16 protein-coding genes and 1 pseudogene are annotated in these 19,649 nt (G+C 55.1%); 13 read left to right on the top strand and 4 right to left on the bottom strand.

The window, feature by feature from the left end; all coding sequences use genetic code 11:
* Nucleotides 1-123: 123 nt before the first annotated feature.
* The 4 genes and pseudogenes from rpoN to lptC form a co-directional block, all read right to left on the bottom strand.
* Nucleotides 124-1,752: an RNA polymerase factor sigma-54 gene (gene rpoN / locus CU103_RS03515; RefSeq protein WP_106662490.1), complete on the bottom strand. Its 1,629-nt coding sequence runs from the start codon at nt 1,750-1,752 to the stop codon at nt 124-126.
* Nucleotides 1,753-1,950: 198 nt separating this feature from the next.
* Nucleotides 1,951-2,679: pseudogene (lptB, locus tag CU103_RS03510) on the bottom strand (LPS export ABC transporter ATP-binding protein); the annotation flags it as partial.
* A gap of 103 nt (nt 2,680-2,782) precedes the next feature.
* A complete protein-coding gene (locus CU103_RS03505; protein ID WP_106662488.1) occupies nt 2,783-3,394 on the bottom strand; it encodes an LptA/OstA family protein in 612 nt (203 codons plus the stop codon).
* 59 nt (nt 3,395-3,453) lie between these two features.
* Nucleotides 3,454-4,188 carry an LPS export ABC transporter periplasmic protein LptC gene (lptC, locus tag CU103_RS03500; protein ID WP_106662487.1) on the bottom strand — a complete coding sequence of 245 codons (735 nt, stop codon included), beginning with the start codon at nt 4,186-4,188 and terminating at the stop codon, nt 3,454-3,456.
* A 241-nt stretch (nt 4,189-4,429) separates the two neighbouring features.
* Here lptC and sppA point away from each other — a divergent pair, with 241 nt between their 5' ends.
* The 13 genes from sppA to trpS all read left to right on the top strand — a co-directional run bounded on the left by sppA (nt 4,430) and on the right by trpS (nt 19,637).
* Entirely contained in the window at nt 4,430-5,419 is a 990-nt protein-coding gene (gene sppA / locus CU103_RS03495) for a signal peptide peptidase SppA (protein ID WP_106662486.1), read from the top strand.
* 90 nt (nt 5,420-5,509) lie between these two features.
* Entirely contained in the window at nt 5,510-5,794 is a 285-nt protein-coding gene (locus CU103_RS03490; protein ID WP_106662485.1) for an integration host factor subunit beta, read from the top strand.
* A 42-nt stretch (nt 5,795-5,836) separates the two neighbouring features.
* On the top strand, nt 5,837-6,169 hold the full coding sequence (locus tag CU103_RS03485; protein ID WP_106662484.1) for a LapA family protein: 333 nt from the start codon (nt 5,837-5,839) through the stop codon (nt 6,167-6,169).
* A gap of 24 nt (nt 6,170-6,193) precedes the next feature.
* The gene (gene lhpI / locus CU103_RS03480) at nt 6,194-7,168 is read left to right on the top strand and encodes a bifunctional Delta(1)-pyrroline-2-carboxylate/Delta(1)-piperideine-2-carboxylate reductase (RefSeq protein WP_106662483.1); all 975 of its coding nucleotides are present in this window, start codon (nt 6,194-6,196) and stop codon (nt 7,166-7,168) included.
* 68 nt (nt 7,169-7,236) lie between these two features.
* The gene (locus tag CU103_RS03475) at nt 7,237-8,343 is read left to right on the top strand and encodes an RsmD family RNA methyltransferase (protein ID WP_210203698.1); all 1,107 of its coding nucleotides are present in this window, start codon (nt 7,237-7,239) and stop codon (nt 8,341-8,343) included.
* Nucleotides 8,340-9,209 carry a TrmH family RNA methyltransferase gene (locus tag CU103_RS03470; RefSeq protein WP_106662482.1) on the top strand — a complete coding sequence of 290 codons (870 nt, stop codon included), beginning with the start codon at nt 8,340-8,342 and terminating at the stop codon, nt 9,207-9,209. The genes CU103_RS03475 and CU103_RS03470 overlap by 4 nt, the downstream gene beginning before the upstream one ends.
* Nucleotides 9,210-9,223: 14 nt before the next feature.
* Nucleotides 9,224-9,727: a signal peptidase II gene (gene lspA / locus CU103_RS03465; RefSeq protein WP_106662481.1), complete on the top strand. Its 504-nt coding sequence runs from the start codon at nt 9,224-9,226 to the stop codon at nt 9,725-9,727.
* Between the two features lie 158 nt (nt 9,728-9,885).
* The gene (gene olsB, locus CU103_RS03460) at nt 9,886-10,725 is read left to right on the top strand and encodes a l-ornithine N(alpha)-acyltransferase (protein WP_106662644.1); all 840 of its coding nucleotides are present in this window, start codon (nt 9,886-9,888) and stop codon (nt 10,723-10,725) included.
* Nucleotides 10,726-10,914: 189 nt separating this feature from the next.
* Entirely contained in the window at nt 10,915-13,575 is a 2,661-nt protein-coding gene (gene mutS / locus CU103_RS03455; protein WP_106662643.1) for a DNA mismatch repair protein MutS, read from the top strand.
* A 79-nt stretch (nt 13,576-13,654) separates the two neighbouring features.
* Complete coding sequence (locus CU103_RS03450) at nt 13,655-16,468, top strand: [protein-PII] uridylyltransferase (protein ID WP_106662480.1); 2,814 nt, start codon at nt 13,655-13,657, stop codon at nt 16,466-16,468.
* On the top strand, nt 16,469-18,067 hold the full coding sequence (gene murJ / locus CU103_RS03445) for a murein biosynthesis integral membrane protein MurJ (protein ID WP_106662479.1): 1,599 nt from the start codon (nt 16,469-16,471) through the stop codon (nt 18,065-18,067).
* A gap of 14 nt (nt 18,068-18,081) precedes the next feature.
* Entirely contained in the window at nt 18,082-18,450 is a 369-nt protein-coding gene (locus CU103_RS03440) for a VOC family protein (RefSeq protein ID WP_106662478.1), read from the top strand.
* 107 nt (nt 18,451-18,557) lie between these two features.
* Nucleotides 18,558-19,637 (top strand): tryptophan--tRNA ligase, encoded by a 1,080-nt coding sequence (gene trpS / locus CU103_RS03435; RefSeq protein WP_106662477.1) that lies wholly within the window; start codon nt 18,558-18,560, stop codon nt 19,635-19,637.
* The last annotated feature ends 12 nt before the right edge of the window (nt 19,638-19,649 follow it).

Below are 19,649 nucleotides of genomic sequence, written 5' to 3'. Positions count from 1 at the left end.
ACCGGCGCTTCTCTCTCCTTGATCCGGACTTCTTTGGTCCGGTTTATTTACCCACTCGAAAAATTCTACACCTCAGTGATGGATGAATCTAGAGCTAGTTTTACGTGAACTGGGTCAACCCATTCAGGCAACATCGGCTCTCGACTTTTCGTCGGCCTTGCGTACAGAAGCCTGTGCTTTTTTCTCGCGCCTCCTCTGCACAGAAGAGGCGATATTCATCGCTTCGCGATACTTGGCAACGGTACGCCGGGCGATATCAACGCCCTGCCCCTTCAATAGGTCCACAATCGTGTCATCTGACAGAATATCGTCTGGCTTTTCCGCATCTATGAGGCGCTTGATCTGGTGGCGCACCGACTGTGATGAATGCTGCTCGCCGCCCTCAGTTGCTGCGATGGCGGCGTTGAAAAAATAGCGCAACTCGAAAACGCCGCGCTTGGTCAGCATATACTTGTTCGCGGTAACACGGCTTACCGTCGATTCGTGCATGCCAATCGCGTCCGCCACATTACGCAGATTGAGCGGCCTGAGATGGGCCACTCCATGGAGAAGAAATTGCTCCTGCTGGCGCACAATTTCGCTGGCAACCTTCAGGATTGTCTGGGCGCGCTGATCGAGGCTACGGGTCAACCAATTGGCATTCTGTAGACAATCATTGAGAAAAATCTTATCCGCCGCGGATGCCTTTGCTTTCGAAACGGTTGCAAAGTAGTGATTGTTCACAAGCACACGCGGCAGAGCGCTCGGATTAAGCTCAATCCTCCACGTGCCATCAGACCCCAAATCTACTTGCACGTCAGGGATGATACTATCCGCCACTCCTGAGGAAAATGCGGTACCGGGCTTTGGGTCGAGCAGCTGAATCTCCTGCAGCATGTCGAGAATATCGGCGTCTGTCGCTCCGCAAAGCTTTTTCAGACTGTGGAAATCGCGCTTTGCCAATAGCTCCAGATGTTGCAGTAATATTTTCATTGGTGGATCAAGCCGGTTTTTTGCGCACAATTGAATGGCTAGACATTCCGCCAGATCACGGGCGAACAAACCGGCGGGCTCAAAGCCCTGCATGACGGTAATCAGCTTTTCAATGTGAGCGGCTTCGACGCCGAGCCTCTCTGCGATTTCGGCCACATCGGCACGCAAGTATCCCATTTCATCGAGATGATCTGCGAGTTCTGCCGCGATAAGGCGGTCCGTGGCTTTTTCGAAGGCAAAGAGAATCTGCTCGCCAACATGATCGCGTATCGTGACAGGAGATGCCGTAACTTGTTCGAGATTAAAACCTTCGCCCCCCGACGAAACATACCCATCGCCTGACGATGATTTCCATTGAGAAGCAAGATCGCCAGCGATGAAATCATGTGTGCCGGGATCATCGGGAAAGATATTCTCAAGTGAACTGTCAAAAGTATCGGACATCGAGCCTGAACTGGTAATTTCGCCGCTCTCCAGCCAATGATCGCCTGGCTCACTCGAACGATTGCCCTCCGCATCAAGGTCGCCGCTCATGGTGCTTCGCCCGAATTCACCATCATCGCTGGAATTCCGGTCGGCGCCAAACCCTTGTTCGCTTAACGAGAAATGCTCGTCATTCGTTTCAGCACGTTCCAGAAGGGGGTTCTTTTCGATCTCTTGCTCAATGAATTGTTCAAGCTCGACATGAGTCAGTTGCAGCAGCCGAATCGACTGCATAAGCAACGGCGTCATCACCAATGCCTGTGTTTGCCTGAGATCCAGTTTTGGCGACAGGGCCATGATGCAGGCGGATACTCCCGTACGAAATTGCCATCACATTATCCAAAAAAGGACTTGTGGCACGAGGGTGTACAGAACTGGCCCAATCCTTGCTTGTCAATCGCAAGCAGCCAAAAAACCTCCGACCGCGGCAATTTTCAACCAGGACGTGCGCCAGAAAATACCTTTTCTCACGGATACCGTCTGAAAATCGTAAAATCAGAGTTTGAACTGATCACCAAGATAGAGGCGGCGCACATCGGAATTGGCAATTATTTCATCAGGACGGCCATGGGTGAGCACCTGTCCGGCGTGAATGATATAGGCTCGATCAATGAGCTTTAAGGTCTCACGCACATTGTGATCGGTAATGAGCACACCAATTCCGCGGCCAGTCAAATGACGCACCAACTGCTGAATATCTGCAACGGCAATTGGGTCGACACCGGCAAAGGGTTCGTCCAACAACATGAAATTTGGCCGGGACGCCAGAGCACGGGCAATTTCAAGGCGACGACGCTCTCCCCCCGACAACGAAAGCGCCGGAGCTTTGCGCAGATGGGCAATGTGAAACTCCTCAAGAAGAGAATCGAGCTCCTGAGCTCGTGCACCCCGATCTTTTTCGACGACTTCAAGGACTGCCTTGATGTTGTTTTCGACCGAAAGGCCACGAAAAATTGACGCCTCCTGAGGCAGATAACCAATTCCAAGCCGGGAACGGCGATACATCGGCATTGTCGTTACGTCGAATCCGTCGATTTCGATCGTGCCTTTGTCAACCGGCACCAGACCAGTAACCATGTAGAAACACGTCGTCTTCCCGGCGCCATTAGGCCCGAGAATGCCAACCGCTTCGCCAGAGCGGACGCCGAACGAAACGCCGTTGACGACCTGGCGGCCGTTGTAGCTCTTGGTGATACCACGTGCGACGAGCGTCCCCTTCATACGGTCTTTCGCCGCTGGATCGGCAGGTCGCATTTCAGAGACGCTGGAGTCTGGCCGCGCAGAAATCTTGCTGGTGGAGCGACGCGAAAACAAGGACACTTACAGCTCAGTTCTTCGGGGCGTTCTTGGGTGCAACAACGATCGAGACGCGGCCCGTCTGGCCGCTCTTGCAGCTTTCGAGCTGGGCTTCACCGGTCTTGAGCTGCGCAGTCAATTTGCAGCCAACGGCTACATTGTCTCCCTGCGTCAGGACAACCTTGTCGCCAGTCAGGACAAGCACTTCCGTTTTCATATCAAACGTGCCGTGATCGCCCGTTGCAACCTGATCTTCGGATTTGACGTAAACCTTATCGTTCACCTCAAGATGATCGATATCCTGGGAAGCGGGTCCGGCGAGACCTCCCGTCTTCGGCGCGTCAGTGGCCGAGGCGCCGGTAGCGTCTTTCTTTGCGCCTTTGACATAATAGACAATCATCGAGCCAGCCTTCAGAAGCGTCGCGCCCTGAACGACGGTAACATTGCCTGTAAAGGTAGCGGTACCTTCATTGTCGTGAACAACCAGCTTGTCGGCATCAATCTGGATCGGCTGATCGCCGGACAGCTTTATACCGCCGTTCGCAGCGCCACCAGCGTCCTGTGCAGCGACGGGAACCATCATGGATGCCAATATACCCAATGCAACGGTCGAAATACCGATCAGTCTTGCCCCGCACGACATCGTCTTCTCTCCTAAATCCGGGATATTCCCTCAAAGTCAAATACCACGTGTCGTAACTACTACGGCGATTTGACTTCCTTGGCACCTTCTTGCAGCTTTGTAGGCTGAATGACAAGCCTCACGCGCTTTTCGAAAGTCATTACCTTGCCGTTTTCGCTAATTTGCATACTGTCTGCGGTTATACTCGAATTGTCATTCTCGACGCGGACCGGCTGATCGGTCGACATGGAATTGCCTGCAATATCGATATCTGCCGATTGCAGCAGCGCGGTAATGCCATCGGAAGTCGTCAGGCTTATATCGCTGTCGAGCTTTAACTGGCGGTTGGCATTGTCAAATACACCCGACTTTGCCTTCACCTGAGCCCGCAACTCTCTTCCAATCGGAATTTCCGCATCGATCCCTTCCAGGGATATAACGTTGCTATTGCCCACTTCCTGTAACGCCCGTATCGCGCTCATTTTATAGGGCAGCTTGTCTTTGGTAAATCCATCAAGTTTGGGATTAGTCATGACCAGCTTGCCGTTCTCGATGCCGGCATTGTCGAGTGAAATATTGCTCGGCACGCTAGATGCCGAAAAGAACGTGAACCAGGAAAACACTGCAGCACCTGTCAAAGCTACGGCAGGCAAAGCGAATTTGAGAAAACGGACGCGCCGCGAATGGCGCGCCGCAGCACGAAAAACTGTTGAATCCTTGTCCGAGGCAGCAAACTGCCGCGCCACCTCAGCATGGTGGTCAGCATCAGCGGTCGCATCACGTTCCGGATGCGGATCATTTCTTTCAATTGACATAGGTCTGGCTGCGCTTACCGATTACAATAATATGGCTAGTTGAACGCCAATATGGTTATTTTTCGATGAAATGGACGGGTACCCGTCGCATAACTTGCATTTGAGGCAACAAGTATGCCGTCATTGTACCAGATACAAGGTGTCACTGCGTACCAAACGGCGGAGGGTGAAGTCTGGACTTCGATAGACCGATGTCGCAGAAGAGTATTCGAACGGAACATGAGAGCGAACGGATAGGACGATGGCAAACACTGCTGACGCAATTATCGACAGACGACGGCTCCGCAGGAAGCTCACCTTCTGGCGGGCATTCACGCTCTTCCTTCTTGCTGCTGCATTGATTTCTTTTTATTTTTTGACATCCGACTCAGACGGCTTCTCAGGCAAACGAACACCGCACATCGCCAAAGTTCGCGTCGAGGGGACTATTTTTGAAAACGATGAGTTGCTCAAGCGCCTGCAGGATGTGGAGAATTCGGCTGCGGTCAAAGGCGTGATCCTCACTGTTGATTCTCCAGGCGGAACGACCGCTGGCGGCGAGGCGATTTATGAAGCTGTCCGCAAGGTTGCTTTGAAGAAGCCCGTCGTTGCACAGGTTGGGACGTTGGCTGCATCTGCTGGATACATGATCGCGAGCGCTTCCGATCATATTGTGGCCCGTCAATCATCAATCATCGGTTCTATCGGCGTGCTATTCCAGTACCCCGATATCTCGGAGCTTCTGGCCAAGCTCGGCGTCAAGGTCGAAACCATCAAATCAAGCCCGCTTAAAGCGGAGCCGAATTTTTTCAATCCTGCCAGTGATGAAGCCAAAGCCATGATCCACCGCATGATCATCGATTCTTACGACTGGTTTGTCGGCCTCGTCCAGGAGCGGCGCAAATTCAGCCGTGAACAGGCGCTGGCGCTGGCAGACGGTTCAGTCTTCACTGGACGCCAAGCGATCGCGAACAAGCTCATAGACGAGCTCGGCGGCGAAGATAAAGCCCTTGGCTGGCTCAAAACCAAGGGAGTCAATGACAAACTGCCGGTCATTGAGTGGAAGCCCGTCGAAAAGTCCTCCTTGTTAGGCCTGTTCTTTTCGGATTCGGCTGTGAAAATGCTGACCCGATATCTCGGCATTCCGGAAGAAAGCAGCGGAATGCTGCGTGAATTAACCGGAGATCGTATGTTCCTTGACGGACTCGTTTCTGTTTGGCACGTTGACGGCAAGCCTGTCGGGGCGCAATAAAGATATTAAACCCATAAGATCAGTGACATAGTCTTGGGCCAGTGCTTTTTGACTAGGGACTGATGATCTTGAACCGGAAGGGATTTCGCTGTGATCAAATCAGAGCTCGTGCAGATCATTGCCAACCGCAATCCGCATTTGTTTCAGCGCGATGTGGAGAATATTGTCGGCGCCATCTTCGATGAGATCACCGACGCACTGGCCGAGGGCAATCGCGTCGAGCTCCGTGGTTTTGGTGCATTCTCGGTGAAGAACCGCCCCGCACGCAGCGGACGCAACCCGCGTACTGGCGAAAGTGTCGATGTCGAAGAAAAGTGGGTGCCGTTCTTCAAGACCGGCAAGGAACTACGCGACAGGCTTAATGGCAACGGCTGAGGTGCATCGGCGAAGCGTTTGAAGTTGCGGGGGGAGAGAAATATGATCAATCGCGTTATCATTGTCCTCATTCTTGTGCCGCTTGCCGTCATTCTGATCGCCTTGTCCGTCGCCAATCGCGAGACGGTGTCTCTCACGATCGATCCATTCAATCCGGGCAACCCCGCATTGTCCTACTCGGCTCCGCTTTTTGTCTGGCTCTTCGCGGCGCTTATTCTCGGGCTGATCCTTGGGAGTTTCGCCACATGGTACAATCAGGGAAAGCATCGGAAGCTGGCGCGTCAGCGTAAATTGGAAGCGGAACTCCTGCGCAAGGAAGCGCGAAAAGCATCCGCTGAAACAGCGGCAACCCCAAACCTTCCTTCGCTCCACTAAGCGATACATTGTCAAGGACACACCATGAAACTGATCTCCCCGGCCGAGGTCGACGCATTGCTAAGCTGGCCGGATATGATCGCTGCGATCGAACAGGCCTTTCGTCAGGGTGTCATCCAACCCGTACGTCATCACCACACGGTTGAGCGACCCGATGGTGCAGCATCGACATTGCTGCTGATGCCAGCCTGGTCGGATTTCGATGCCCTCGGCGACTCTTCGAAAGGTTATATGGGCGTCAAGATCGTGACGGTATCGCCCGACAATGGCGCTGTTTCGAAACCGGCGGTCATGGGCGTCTATCTCTTGCTTGACGGTAAGACCGGGGAGCCCAGGGCTTTGATTGACGGACAACGCCTCACATTGTGGCGCACGGCAGGTGCATCTGCCCTGGCCGCTCGCTATCTGGCACGCGAAGATGCTTCAAAGCTCGTTGTGATCGGTGCCGGTGCGCTTTCTGGCTTCTTGGCAAGGGCCCACAGCGCCGTACGGCCTATCGATCAAATTTCAATCTGGAACCGAAGTCTGGCCGGTGCGGAAAAAGTTGCTGCCGAGCTTGTCCAGGAAGGCTTTAACGCCAGGGCCGTCGACGACAAGGACGCGGCGATCGCCGCAGCCGATATTATTACCGCCGGAACGCTTTCGACAGAACCGCTAATCCTCGGCAAACACCTTAAACCGGGCACCCATGTCGATCTGATCGGCGCTTTCACACCAACGATGCGGGAGAGTGATGATGAATGTGTCAAGCGTGCCCGGGTCTTTGTCGACACCAAGGACGGTGCCATGAAGGAAGGCGGAGATATCGTGCAGCCGATCAAAGCCGGCGTTGTGACGACAACACATGTGATTGGCGATTTGTTTGATTTGACGCGCGGAACGGTCAAGGGTCGCCAATCAGCAGGCGAAATAACGTTGTTCAAATCGGTTGGCGCTGCCTTGGAAGACCTTGCTGCAGGAATTCTTGTCTACGAAAAGGCCATTACGGCATCGTCCTGAGCGTTTTTGCTTTCGCCTTTCCTCGTCATGGCATAGGAAACCTTCAAAGTACTACGAGGAAAGCACGTTTGAAATCGTCTGGTGGAAAAATCAGAAAGGCAAAAGGCGCAGGTCCCAGGAGTAGCGCGCCCAAAAGCGTTGCTCACCGGCAGAACGCGACGAAGCCGCGACCGCAATTCGCCAAGTCGGCAAGGATCGCAGATAGCGATGTGCAACCAAAGGCGGCACCGCGGCCGGAGCCACTACCGAAACGCCTGCTGGCCCGCCGCACTGGCGCACGTCCGCAAGAGAAAACTGGGCTGATCCTCGAAACCCTTCCTTCAAGCGACTATGCATTGCTGGACAGTGGCAATGGCCTGAAGCTGGAGCAGTACGGGCCTTACCGCATTGTCCGGCCCGAAGGCCAAGCCATATGGCTTCCTGCCTGGGAAAAAACAGAATGGGACAAGGCCGACGCCATATTCACCGGCAATACGGATGAGGAAGGCGTTGGCCGCTGGCACTTTCCGAAACTGCCACTCGGCGAGACATGGCCGCTGGCTTTTGATGGCATCCCGTTCTTCGGCCGCTTCACCTCCTTCCGGCATGTGGGCGTATTTCCCGAGCAAGGCACCCATTGGGCTTACATGGATGGTTTGATCCGCAACGCAAAACGTCCTGTGAAAGTGCTCAACCTCTTCGGCTATACGGGCGTTGCTTCGTTGGTCGCTGCGCGGGCCGGCGCCGAAGTCACCCATGTGGACGCTTCGAAGAAGGCTATCATCTGGGCAAGGGAAAATCAGGAAATGGCCGGGCTCGCCGGCAAACCTGTTCGCTGGATCTGCGAAGACGCAATGAAATTCGTCGCGCGCGAAGAACGGCGCGGCAGTGGCTACGATATCATCCTGCTTGACCCGCCGGCCTATGGACGTGGTCCAAACGGTGAAGTCTGGCAATTGTTCGACAATCTACCGGATATGGTTGATCTTTGTCGCGCCATCCTTACACCAAATCCCCTTGCTGTGGTTTTGACCGCCTATTCAATTCGCGCTTCTTTTTTTGCCATCCATGAACTGATGCGGGATGCGTTCACCGGTCTTGGCGGCGAGGTACAGTCCGGTGAACTCATATTGCGCGAGCGCTCATCGGGACGCGCCCTCTCGACCTCACTGTTCAGCCGTTGGGGGACAAAATGAGCAAAAATGAAGATCACCAGCGGGGCACCGGACTGGCCCGCCCCGGCAAGGTGAAAGAGGTCACCAGTCTGACCAACCCCATCGTCAAGGATTTGCGCTCGCTGGCGATGAAGAAATACCGCGATCAACAAGGCGTTTTCCTGGCCGAAGGCCTGAAACTTGTCATCGATGCGCTTGATCTTGGTTGGATCATCAAGACCTTGGTCTATTCCAAGGCGGGCAAGGGCAATTCCCCCGTCGAGCAGGTCGCAGCGCGCACGATTGCCAAAGGCGGTGATGTACTTGAAGTGAGTGAAAAGGTCATCTCCGCCATCACCCGCCGCGACAATCCGCAAATGGTCGTTGGCGTCTTCGAACAGAAATTTCAGTCCCTTGCTGCAATCAAGCCGCTGGGTAGCGACGTCTATGTGGCGCTCGATCGCGTGCGCGATCCTGGCAACCTCGGCACAATCATCCGCACGGCAGATGCGGTGGGCGCGAAAGGTATCATTTTGATTGGCGATACGACCGACCCTTTCTCACTCGAGACGGTTCGCGCCACGATGGGATCGGTTTTTGCAATGCCGCTTGTACGCGCGTCGGAAGCCGAGTTTCTTTCCTGGAGAAAGAGCTTTTCGGGATTGATTGTCGGAACGCATCTTAAAGGTGCCGTCGACTATCGTACAATTCCCTATGCCAACAAGCCGGTTATCCTGGTCATGGGCAATGAGCAGCAAGGACTACCGGATCAACTGGCCTCGACCTGCGACAAGCTTGCGCGGATTCCACAGGAGGGCCGTGCCGATTCCCTTAATCTTGCGATTGCGACCGGCGTAATGCTGTTTGAGATCAGGCGCGACGCACTGAAGCTCGACAGCGGAGTTTAGAAAAAAACCGATTCATGAAAAACAAAGCCATTTACCGCCTTTTTTCCGTCGTTGCCTTCGCCGTGATCAGCGACCAGATTGTTAAATACCTGGTTGAGACAGGCATGGACTATCAACAACAGATCGATATCTTGCCATTTCTCGCACTTTTTCGGGTCCACAATAACGGCATCGCTTTTTCAATGCTTAGCGGCCTCCACGACCTTGTGCTGATCGGACTCACGATCGTTGTTGTTGGTTTCGTCAGCTACCTTTGGTGGAGCACCGCATCGTCACGCTGGATTTCCCGATTCGGTTTTGCGCTGATCATTGGTGGTGCTGTCGGCAACCTTATCGATCGCAGTCTGCACGGCTATGTCATCGACTATATTCTTTTTCACCTGCCATCATGGTCGTTTGCCGTCTTCAATCTGGCCGACGCCTATATATCAATTGGCGCCGCGCTGGTCGTTCTAGAAGAAATTTTGACATGGCTGCGCGACCGCCGGGCCCGAAGTGGCGAACCGGGTGAAAACTGAAACGGAAACGGGAAATTAGCCCATTTCCACGTCATGTAGCCGTCATCCATTTGTTGTATTCGTAGATAAACGATTTACCGATCAACCTCGTAAGAGAGCGAATCGCTATGGGCATCGCCTTGCTTGAACCTGCATCAGCTACTAAAGATCAGCGCATGATGTCGCAGGTTGATTCAACACCCTCGCCGTTTACGGCGCCACCTCTTGTTTCGGTGCTTGGCCGCATCGGCACAATGGAAGTGTGCCTTGCGCAAACCGAGGATGAGATCGCGTCATCACAGCAACTGCGGTTCAAAGTCTTTTTTGACGAACTCGGCGCCAAGGGCTCCGCAACAATGGAACAGCGCGACGCCGACCGTTTCGATCCTTTTTGCGACCATCTACTTGTCTACGATACGTCGATTCCCGGACCGAAGCACAAACAGATCGTTGGTACATATCGACTCCTGCGCTCGGAAAAAGCCTTCGAGACCGGTGGCTTCTATTCTGCCAGCGAATATTCAATCGACCGCCTTGTGGCAGCAAAGCCGGAATTGCGCTTTCTTGAACTTGGGCGTTCCTGCGTGTTGCCGGAGTACCGATCAAAACGTACCGTTGAATTGCTCTGGCAGGGCATATGGACCTATTGCCGGCATCATTCCATTGGCGTGATGTTTGGGTGCGCGTCCTTCCACGGCACAGTCCCGGCCGCCCATGCGCTGCCGCTTTCGTTCCTGCAGCATAATTGCCGCGCCACGCCTGATTGGGACGTTTGCGCCTTGCCAGCGCTTTATCAGCCCATGGATCTCGTTCCCCACGAAGCAATTAACGCCAAGGTAGCGCTGTTTGCCATGCCGCCACTGATCAAGGGATATCTACGCCTTGGCGCGATGATTGGTGATGGGGCTGTAGTTGATCGCGATTTTGGTACGACCGACGTTTTCATAATCCTGCCGGTCAGCCGCATATCAGAACGCTACATCAGTCATTATGCTGCTGAAGCGAAACGCTTCGGCTAAAGCCCGATTCCATACCGCCGTCACCTCATCATCTGTGGAGAAAAGCCATAGTTGAGTTGGGAAGAGGTGTGTAAATCCTGCAATAGCGAATAGATTGCTCCCGTAAATCAGGAGAGCGTCTTGGCCGAACTGGCATCTATCATAGAACCATCCCCTTATGAGGCCGAACCATTGGCGCGACCGACGCCAATGATGGAGCAGTATATCGAGATCAAGGCGACGAACCCGGATAGCCTGCTGTTCTATCGCATGGGCGATTTCTATGAGCTTTTCTTCGACGATGCGGTCGAGGCCTCGCGCGCGCTCGGCATCACGCTGACGAAGCGTGGCAAACATCTTGGTGACGATATTCCGATGTGCGGGGTACCTGTCCACGCCGCGGACGATTACCTGCAAAAGCTGATTGCGCGCGGATTTCGCGTTGCCGTGTGCGAGCAGATCGAGGATCCGGCCGAGGCGAGGAAGCGCGGAGCGAAATCTGTCGTCAAGCGGGACGTCGTACGTCTGGTAACACCAGGAACGATCACGGAGGAGAGGCTCCTTGACCCGTCGGAAGCCAATTACCTGATGACGCTCGGCCGCATCAAGGGATCTGGCCAGGGCCAGTTCGCACTTGCCTGGATCGATATCTCCACCGGGACGTTCCGTGTCAGTGAGACCGATCCCTCCCGGCTTCTCGCCGACATTCTGCGCGTCGATCCGCGCGAGTTGATCGTCGCGGACCCGGTATTCCACGATCCCGAGCTGCGGCCGGTGTTCGACGCGATAGGCCGTTCTGTAAGCCCGCAGCCGCCGAGTCTCTTTGATAGCGCGACGGCGGAAAACCGCATTCAGCGTTATTTCGATGTCAGCACGCTCGATGGCTTCGGACAGTTTTCGCGTGCCGAACTCGCGGCTATTTCCGGCGCCATTGCCTATGTCGAGAAGACTCAGATCGCCGAGCGTCCGCCGTTGATGCGACCGGAACGGGAGTCGGAAGGCTCATCACTTTTCATCGATCCCGCCACACGTGCCAATCTCGAACTCTTGCGCACGCTTTCCGGCAATCGCGACGGGAGCTTGTTGAAGGCCATCGATCGCACGGTGACTGGCGGGGGTGCCCGGCTTCTGGCAGAACGGCTGACCTCCCCGCTTACTGATCCAATAGCCATTGCCGAACGGCTTGATTCCGTTTCCTATTTTCTCTCGCGTCAATCACTAGCCGATCAGATGCGCGAAGCGCTGAAGGGTGTGCCTGACATGCCCCGCGCCCTGTCGCGGCTGGCCGTCGGGCGCGGCAGTCCGCGCGACCTGGGCGCCCTCGCCCGCGGGCTGGAAGTGGCGGGGGAAATCACTCAGCGTTTCCACAGCGAGGAATTGCCGGTCGAACTTGCATCGGTCCTTGAGTATCTGGATAAACTACCGGCCGATTTTGCAATGCATCTCGAACGGGCTCTCGCCGATGAGCTGCCCCTGTTGAAGCGTGATGGCGGATTTGTTCGGGCGCAATACAATGATGAGCTCGACGAAATGCGTGCATTGCGTGATCATTCCCGCCGTATCATTGCCGGCCTGCAGGCCGATTACATGGAAATGACGGGCGTCAAATCGCTGAAAATCAAGCATAATAATGTGCTCGGTTATTTCATCGAGGTAACAGCCAATAACGCCTCCACGATGACAGGCACGGATGAAGCCAAGGGAAAGTTCATCCACCGCCAGACAATCGCCAACGCGATGCGATTCACAACGACGGAACTGGCGGAGCTCGAAACCAAGATTGCCAATGCTGCCGAACGCGCCCTTTCGATCGAGCTCCGTATTTTCGACGCCCTGACCAACGAAACCGTTGCCAATGCCGACGCTATACGAGCAGGGGCTGCAGCCCTGGCGGCTCTTGATGTTTCTGTGTCGCTGGCGGCCCTGGCCGAAGAACAGGGCTATTGCCGCCCCCTCGTCGACAATAGTCTGGCCTTCGAGATCGTTGCCGGACGCCATCCGGTTGTCGAGCAATCGCTGCGCCGGCAGGCGGCCAATCCTTTTGTCGCCAACGATTGCAACCTCTCCCCACAAGGGCCAGGCAAAGGGGCAATCTGGCTGCTGACGGGCCCGAACATGGGTGGTAAATCCACATTCCTGCGCCAGAACGCACTGATCGCAATCCTGGCGCAGATGGGTTCTTTCGTTCCGGCAGGATCCGCTCATATCGGCGTTGTCGATCGTCTGTTCTCACGGGTTGGTGCGTCGGATGACCTTGCGCGCGGACGTTCCACGTTCATGGTCGAAATGGTGGAGACGGCCGCTATCCTCAACCAGGCCAGCGATCATTCGCTTGTGATTCTTGATGAGATTGGACGCGGCACAGCAACCTTCGACGGCCTTTCGATTGCCTGGGCGGCCGTTGAATATCTGCATGAAAAGAACCAGTGCCGGGCAATTTTCGCGACACACTTCCATGAAATGACGGCGCTATCGGAAAAACTCGAGCGCCTGAGCAACGTGACGATGCGGGTCAAGGAGTGGGATGGCGATGTTGTTTTCCTGCATGAGGTCGCCAAAGGTGCCGCGGACCGTTCCTACGGCGTTCAAGTGGCACGCCTGGCCGGATTGCCTGAGGCGGTCGTCAATCGTGCACGCGACGTGCTGCATCAGCTCGAAGCGGAAGAGACTTCCGGCAAGGCGGACAAACTGATCGACGACCTGCCGCTCTTCTCCGTCGAAGTGAAGCGCCAACCACCAAAACAGGTTCAGGGTAAGGATAGCGCGCTGTTTGCTGCGATATCCGCCATCAATCCTGACGAGCTGAGCCCGCGCGACGCACTCGAGGCGCTTTACCGGTTGAAGGGCCTCGCGACCACCGCGACATCCTGATTCAACCTGCTTCAAATGTAGTCATTCCGTTTGAGGTAAATTCAGGCTATAGCGAGCCATCATTCATAAAGACGTGTTCATGAGCGCCTCAGACCTGAAACTGGAACAGATCGTCAACCCAACCAAACTTCATCGCCAGTTTGAAGATCTGGTTAAGTCGGCGAGAAAACAAGGCGCTGCTTCCGTCGATCGCAACGACGTTTTGCAACTCGTGAAACAGACACTGGTTGCAGGCCGCAAATCCGCTGAGGATATGCTGATGAAAGACGCAGGCGGCACGCTCTGCTCTATTCGGCTTTCCTGGTTAATGGACCAGATTATCTCGGCGCTCTACGAATTCGCCATCACGCACGTCTATCACGCGGTAAATCCCTCCACGGCGGAACGCATGACCATTATCGCCGTTGGCGGGTATGGGCGTGGCGGGCTGGCCCCTGGGTCAGATATTGATCTGTTGTTTCTACTGCCGTACAAACAGACGCCCTGGGGCGAACAGGTCGTTGAATACATCCTCTATATGCTTTGGGATACAGGCCTCAAAGTCGGTCACGCCACGAGGAACCTTGACGAGTGCATCCGCCTGTCATTCTCGGATATGACAATCCGCACTACGATCCTTGAAGCACGTTATCTTTGCGGCAATGAAGAGCTTTTCACCAGGCTTGAACAACGTTTCGACGAAGAAGTCGTCAAGGGCACCGGACCTCAATTTATCGAAGCCAAGCTGGCTGAACGCGATGCGCGGAACCGCAAGGCAGGGGCGACGCGCTATCTGGTTGAACCCAATGTCAAGGAGGGAAAGGGCGGCCAACGCGATCTGCACACGCTGTTCTGGATTGCCAAATATTATTATCGCGTAAAGACGAGCGATGAGCTGGTAACGCTAGGCGTGCTTTCACCTGCTGAGCATAAGATCTTCCGGAAGGCGGAAGATCTGTTATGGGCAGTTCGCTGCCATATGCATTTCCTGACCGGGAAGGCTGAAGAGCGGCTCTCCTTCGATATTCAGAGCGAGATTGCACGGCGCCTCGGCTATACGGCCCATCCCGGCCAGCGCGATGTCGAGCGCTTCATGAAGCACTACTTCCTTGTTGCCAAGGAAGTTGGTGATCTCACGCGCATTATCTGCGCTGCTCTTGAAGAGGAGCAGGCAAAGCATGTGCCTGGTTTCAATCGTATCTTCCTTACCTTTTCGCGCCGAAAGCGCAAACTTGCGGGCACCAGTGACTTTGTTGTCGACAATCACCGTATCACCATCGCCAATGATGGCGTTTTTCATAAGGATCCGATCAACCTGATTCGACTGTTTCATCTGGCTGATGTGCACGGCTTGGAATTCCATCCCGACGCGATGCAGCTGGTGACCCGGTCACTGTCGCTGATCAACTCTGATTTACGGGAGAATCCCGAGGCGAACCGGCTTTTTCTGGACATCCTCACGTCGGAGCGCAACCCGGAACTCATATTACGGCGCATGAACGAATCTGGTGTTCTTGGCAAGTTCATCCCCGATTTCGGCAAGGTCGTCGCGATGATGCAATTCAACATGTATCATCACTACACTGTCGACGAGCATCTATTGCGCTGCATTGCGGTTATGTCGGAAATCGATCACGGCGATCTCGGTCAGGAGCACCCGCTCGCCAATCAGATTATGCCGGGCCTGAAAAAGGACCGTAAGCTGCTCTACGTCGCTCTGCTCCTGCACGACATTGCCAAAGGCCGCCCCGAAGATCATTCCGTCGCAGGAGCCCGCATCGCAAGACGCATCGGTCCGCGTCTAGGCCTATCCAAAGCGGATACGGAAACCGTTGCCTGGCTCGTTGAGCAGCACCTGACCATGAGTATGGTGGCGCAGTCGCGCGATCTCAACGACCGCAAGACGATCGAGGATTTCGCTGAAATAGTTCAAACGCTCGACCGGATGAAACTGCTGCTGGTCCTTACGATCTGTGACATCAAGGCAGTCGGACCCGGTGTCTGGAATGGCTGGAAGGGCCAATTGCTGCGCAACCTGTTCTACGAAACGGAATTGTTGCTCACCGGCGGCTTCTCGGAAGTCTCCCGCAAGGAACGCACTGACCATGCCCGGGCACAGCTCGATCATGCCCTGTCATCCTGGCCACAGATCGAGCGCCAATCCTATCTCGCACTGCACTACCAGAACTACCTTTTGACCGTCAGCCTTGACGACCAGATTCGCCACGCCAACTTCGTACGCGAGTCAGACGCAAGCGAAAAAACGCTTGCAACGATGGTCAAAACCCATGATTTCGAGGGCGTGACGGAAATTACTGTCCTGTCACCTGATCACCCGCGACTGCTCTCGATCATCGCGGGCGCCTGCGCCGGGGCAGGAGCGAATATTGTAGACGCACAGATTTTTACCACCAGCGATGGACGCGCGCTCGATACCATCCTCATCAGTCGCGAATTTCCCACTGATGACGATGAACGACGACGCGCAATGCGGGTGGGCCGCCTGATCGAGGATGTACTGTCCGGCAAATCCTATCTGCCGGAAATGCTGGCCGCCCGTACCAAGCCAAAACGCGCCGTCAAGGCGTTCCAAATCACGCCACGTGTTGAAATCAACAATACACTTTCGAACAAATTCACCGTCATCGAGGTGGAAGGGCTGGATCGTCCCGGCCTACTCTCCGAGATAACCGGCATCATTTCCGATCTGTCGCTTGATATTGCCTCCGCGCATGTGACGACGTTCGGTGAAAAGGTCATCGATGTGTTCTATGTCACCGATCTCGTTGGCCATCAGATCACCAATACGGCGAGGCAGAATCGCATCCGCAAGAAACTGCTTGCCCTCTTTGGTGAAGGCGACATCACAACAGCGCAGCCACAACGGCAAAACATCCTCATGGCGGCGGATTAGATGAGCCTGGTAAAGAAATTTGCGACTGTCGCATCCGGCACGCTGATGAGTCGCGTTTTCGGTTTCACGCGTGAGATGCTGATGGCCGCTGCGCTGGGCACGGGACCCATCGCAGACGCCTTTAACGCAGCGTTCCGTTTTCCAAATACATTCCGGCGCCTGTTTGCCGAAGGTGCGTTCAACGCAGCCTTCGTCCCCTTGTTTGCGAAGGAAATCGAAGCCAACGGGCTGGATGGTGCACGCCGCTTTTCCGAAGAGGTGTTCGGTGTACTCTTCACCGTGCTTTTGAGCCTGACGATCCTGATGGAACTCACAATGCCGCTGATCGTGCGCTTCATAATAGCGCCGGGGTTTGTCGAAGACGCCTTGAAGTTCGACAACACCGTGTCGATGGCGATTATCATGTTCCCCTACCTGGCCTGCATGTCACTTGCGGCCATGATGAGCGGAATGCTGAATTCCCTGCACCGCTATTTCGCCGCCGCAGTCGCACCCGTCTTCCTGAATGTCATCCTTATCGGCGTGCTTGGTTATGCCTGGCTGAAGGGACATGATGGCACAAAAGTTGGTTACGCCCTGTCGTGGGGGGTGATGGTTTCAGGCGTGGTTCAGCTTGCCATCGTCTGGCTCGCCGTACGCAACGCTGGTATTTCCATCGGGTTCCGCCGTCCGCATTTGACTGCGAATGTCAAACGCCTGCTGGTGCTTGCTCTGCCGGCGGCGGTCACTGGCGGCATTACCCAGATCAATCTCCTGATCAATACCAATATTGCTTCGGCCAAATCGGGCGCCATCTCGTCCCTCGCCTACGCCGACCGGATCTATCAACTGCCCCTCGGTGTCGTCGGCATCGCGGTCGCGACCGTTCTTCTGCCGGAATTGGCTCGTGCCCTTCGCTCCGGCAATCTGAAGGAGGCCGGCAGCCTGCAGAACCGATCAGTGGAATTCACACTGTTCCTCACGCTTCCGGCCGCTGCGGCACTGCTTGTGATGTCTGAACCGATCGTTCGCATGCTATATGAACGCGGCAACTTCTCAACCGCATCCACACATACGGTAGGAAACATCCTTGCCATCTACGGTCTGGGCCTTCCGGCTTTCGTACTAATCAAAGCCTTCTTGCCAGGATTTTTTGCGCGTGAGGACACGCGGACGCCAATGATATTCGCAATCATCGCCGTCATTGTGAATGTGACGCTGGCGCTGACACTTTTCCCGATAATGGCGGAGACGGGGATCGCAACGGCAGAAGTGGTTGCTGGATGGACCAACGCACTTCTACTTTTCGGAACGCTTGTCTGGCGGGGCCATTGGGGGCGGGACATTCCCCTGCTCACACGTATTCCGCGCCTGATCCTTGCGGCAGGTTTGATGGGATTCGCGCTTTATTACGCGATTATCTGGATGGGCCCCGCCCTTGCACCGCATGCGCCGCTCCATACGCAAGCCATTGCCGTTATGGTTCTGGTTGCGTTGTCGATGATCCTGTACTTTGCGCTTGCTTTCGGCACTGGCGGTGCCAGCCTTGGTATGATCCGGCGGAACGTGAAACGCAGGGCAACGACAGCCGATATCCCGCCGGAGGACACGGCATCGTGAGCCGCTTCATAGGCATGACAACTCTGGTCGTTCGCGACTATGACGAGGCGATTGCCTGGTACACGAATATCCTTGGCTTCACCCTGGTCAGTGACGCGCCAATTTCCGATAACAAACGTTGGGTCGTCGTTGCACCAGAAAAAAATGGCGCGCAGCTGCTTCTGGCCAAGGCCGACGGGGAGACACAAGAAGCGAGTATCGGCAATCAGACCGGCGGGCGTGTCACCTTGTTCCTTTATACAGACAATTTTGAAACGGACTACGCAGCCATGGTTAAGGCGGGGGTACGCTTCCTTGAAGTGCCCCGCTACGAGCCCTATGGGAGCGTTGTGGTCTTCGAAGACCTCTATGGCAATAAATGGGACTTGCTGGAACTCAGATAGGACTTGTCGTCGATAGGGCTTGAATACGACGGCCCGCTCTGCCAAAACCGCGACTTCATTGCTATCGGCGCCTGCAAGCCCGATCCCCGAACGATCAAGGACCATTCATGAGCACTTTTGAGCCGCTCGTCTTTTCCGGTGTCCAGCCAACCGGCAATTTGCATCTCGGTAACTATCTGGGAGCCATTCGCCGTTGGGTTGCGCTACAGGAGAGCAATAATTGCATCTACTGCGTTGTCGACCAGCATGCGATTACTCAAGCCCTTTCCGTCTGGGGTGGTCCCGCGGAACTCATGCGCAACACGCGGGAAGTCACCGCCGCCTTCCTCGCCTCAGGTATCGATGCAACGAAGCACATTGTCTTCAACCAGAGCCGCGTGCGCCAACATGCCGAGCTCGCCTGGGTGTTCAACTGCATTGCCCGTATGGGATGGTTGAACCGTATGACCCAGTTCAAGGACAAGGCAGGCAAGGATCGTGAAAACGCTTCCGTTGGCCTCTTCACCTACCCCAACTTGATGGCTGCCGATATTCTCGCCTACCGTGCCACTCACGTGCCCGTCGGTGAGGACCAGAAGCAGCATCTGGAATTGACGCGCGATATCGCACAGAAATTCAATACGGACTTTTCCGGCCGGATCGCCGAACTTGGCCTCGGTGTCGAGACGCAGTCGGGCGACGAAACGATCGCAAGCTTTTTCCCACTGACGGAGCCGGTGATTGGCGGGCCTGCAGCTCGTGTCATGAGTTTGCGTGATGGCACCAAGAAAATGTCGAAGTCCGACCCTTCCGATCTTTCACGCATCAATTTGATTGACGACTCGGATACGATTTCGAAGAAGATCCGCAAGGCCAAGACAGATTCCGAGCCACTGCCGTCGGAGATCGATGGTCTGAAGGAGCGTCCGGAGGCCGATAATCTCGTTGGTATTTATGCTGCTCTCGTCGACAGCGACAAGGAAAGCGTGATCCGGGATTTTGGCGGACAGCAATTCTCCGTTTTCAAGCCTGCTCTTGCTGACCTTGCTGTCGAGAAACTGGCACCGATCGCTGCGGAGATGCGGCGCATTTCCGCGGATCCAGGCTATGTCGATGCAATTTTGAAAGACGGCGGCGAACGCGCAAGCGTGCTAGCCGAGAAGACGCTGCGCAACGTCCGTGATATTATCGGCTTTCTGCAAGACTAGGCCGAAGCAGTC

This window comes from Phyllobacterium sophorae, assembly GCF_003010965.1.
GTDB classification, from domain to species: domain Bacteria; phylum Pseudomonadota; class Alphaproteobacteria; order Rhizobiales; family Rhizobiaceae; genus Phyllobacterium; species Phyllobacterium sophorae.
The sequence above is the reverse complement of the archived record's forward strand: the minus strand, read 5'-3'. Positions and strand labels throughout refer to the sequence as shown.

Coding starts and splice junctions, on each gene's coding strand:
- CU103_RS03450 (WP_106662480.1), top strand. CDS start 13,655: ATGAGCGCCTCAGACCTGAAACTGGAACAGATCGTCAACCCAACCAAA.
- lptC (WP_106662487.1), bottom strand. CDS start 4,188: ATGTCAATTGAAAGAAATGATCCGCATCCGGAACGTGATGCGACCGCT.
- CU103_RS03505 (WP_106662488.1), bottom strand. CDS start 3,394: ATGTCGTGCGGGGCAAGACTGATCGGTATTTCGACCGTTGCATTGGGT.
- murJ (WP_106662479.1), top strand. CDS start 16,469: ATGAGCCTGGTAAAGAAATTTGCGACTGTCGCATCCGGCACGCTGATG.
- lspA (WP_106662481.1), top strand. CDS start 9,224: ATGAAAAACAAAGCCATTTACCGCCTTTTTTCCGTCGTTGCCTTCGCC.
- sppA (WP_106662486.1), top strand. CDS start 4,430: ATGGCAAACACTGCTGACGCAATTATCGACAGACGACGGCTCCGCAGG.
- lhpI (WP_106662483.1), top strand. CDS start 6,194: ATGAAACTGATCTCCCCGGCCGAGGTCGACGCATTGCTAAGCTGGCCG.
- CU103_RS03440 (WP_106662478.1), top strand. CDS start 18,082: ATGACAACTCTGGTCGTTCGCGACTATGACGAGGCGATTGCCTGGTAC.
- trpS (WP_106662477.1), top strand. CDS start 18,558: ATGAGCACTTTTGAGCCGCTCGTCTTTTCCGGTGTCCAGCCAACCGGC.
- mutS (WP_106662643.1), top strand. CDS start 10,915: ATGATGGAGCAGTATATCGAGATCAAGGCGACGAACCCGGATAGCCTG.
- CU103_RS03470 (WP_106662482.1), top strand. CDS start 8,340: ATGAGCAAAAATGAAGATCACCAGCGGGGCACCGGACTGGCCCGCCCC.
- rpoN (WP_106662490.1), bottom strand. CDS start 1,752: ATGGCCCTGTCGCCAAAACTGGATCTCAGGCAAACACAGGCATTGGTG.
- CU103_RS03485 (WP_106662484.1), top strand. CDS start 5,837: ATGATCAATCGCGTTATCATTGTCCTCATTCTTGTGCCGCTTGCCGTC.
- olsB (WP_106662644.1), top strand. CDS start 9,886: ATGTCGCAGGTTGATTCAACACCCTCGCCGTTTACGGCGCCACCTCTT.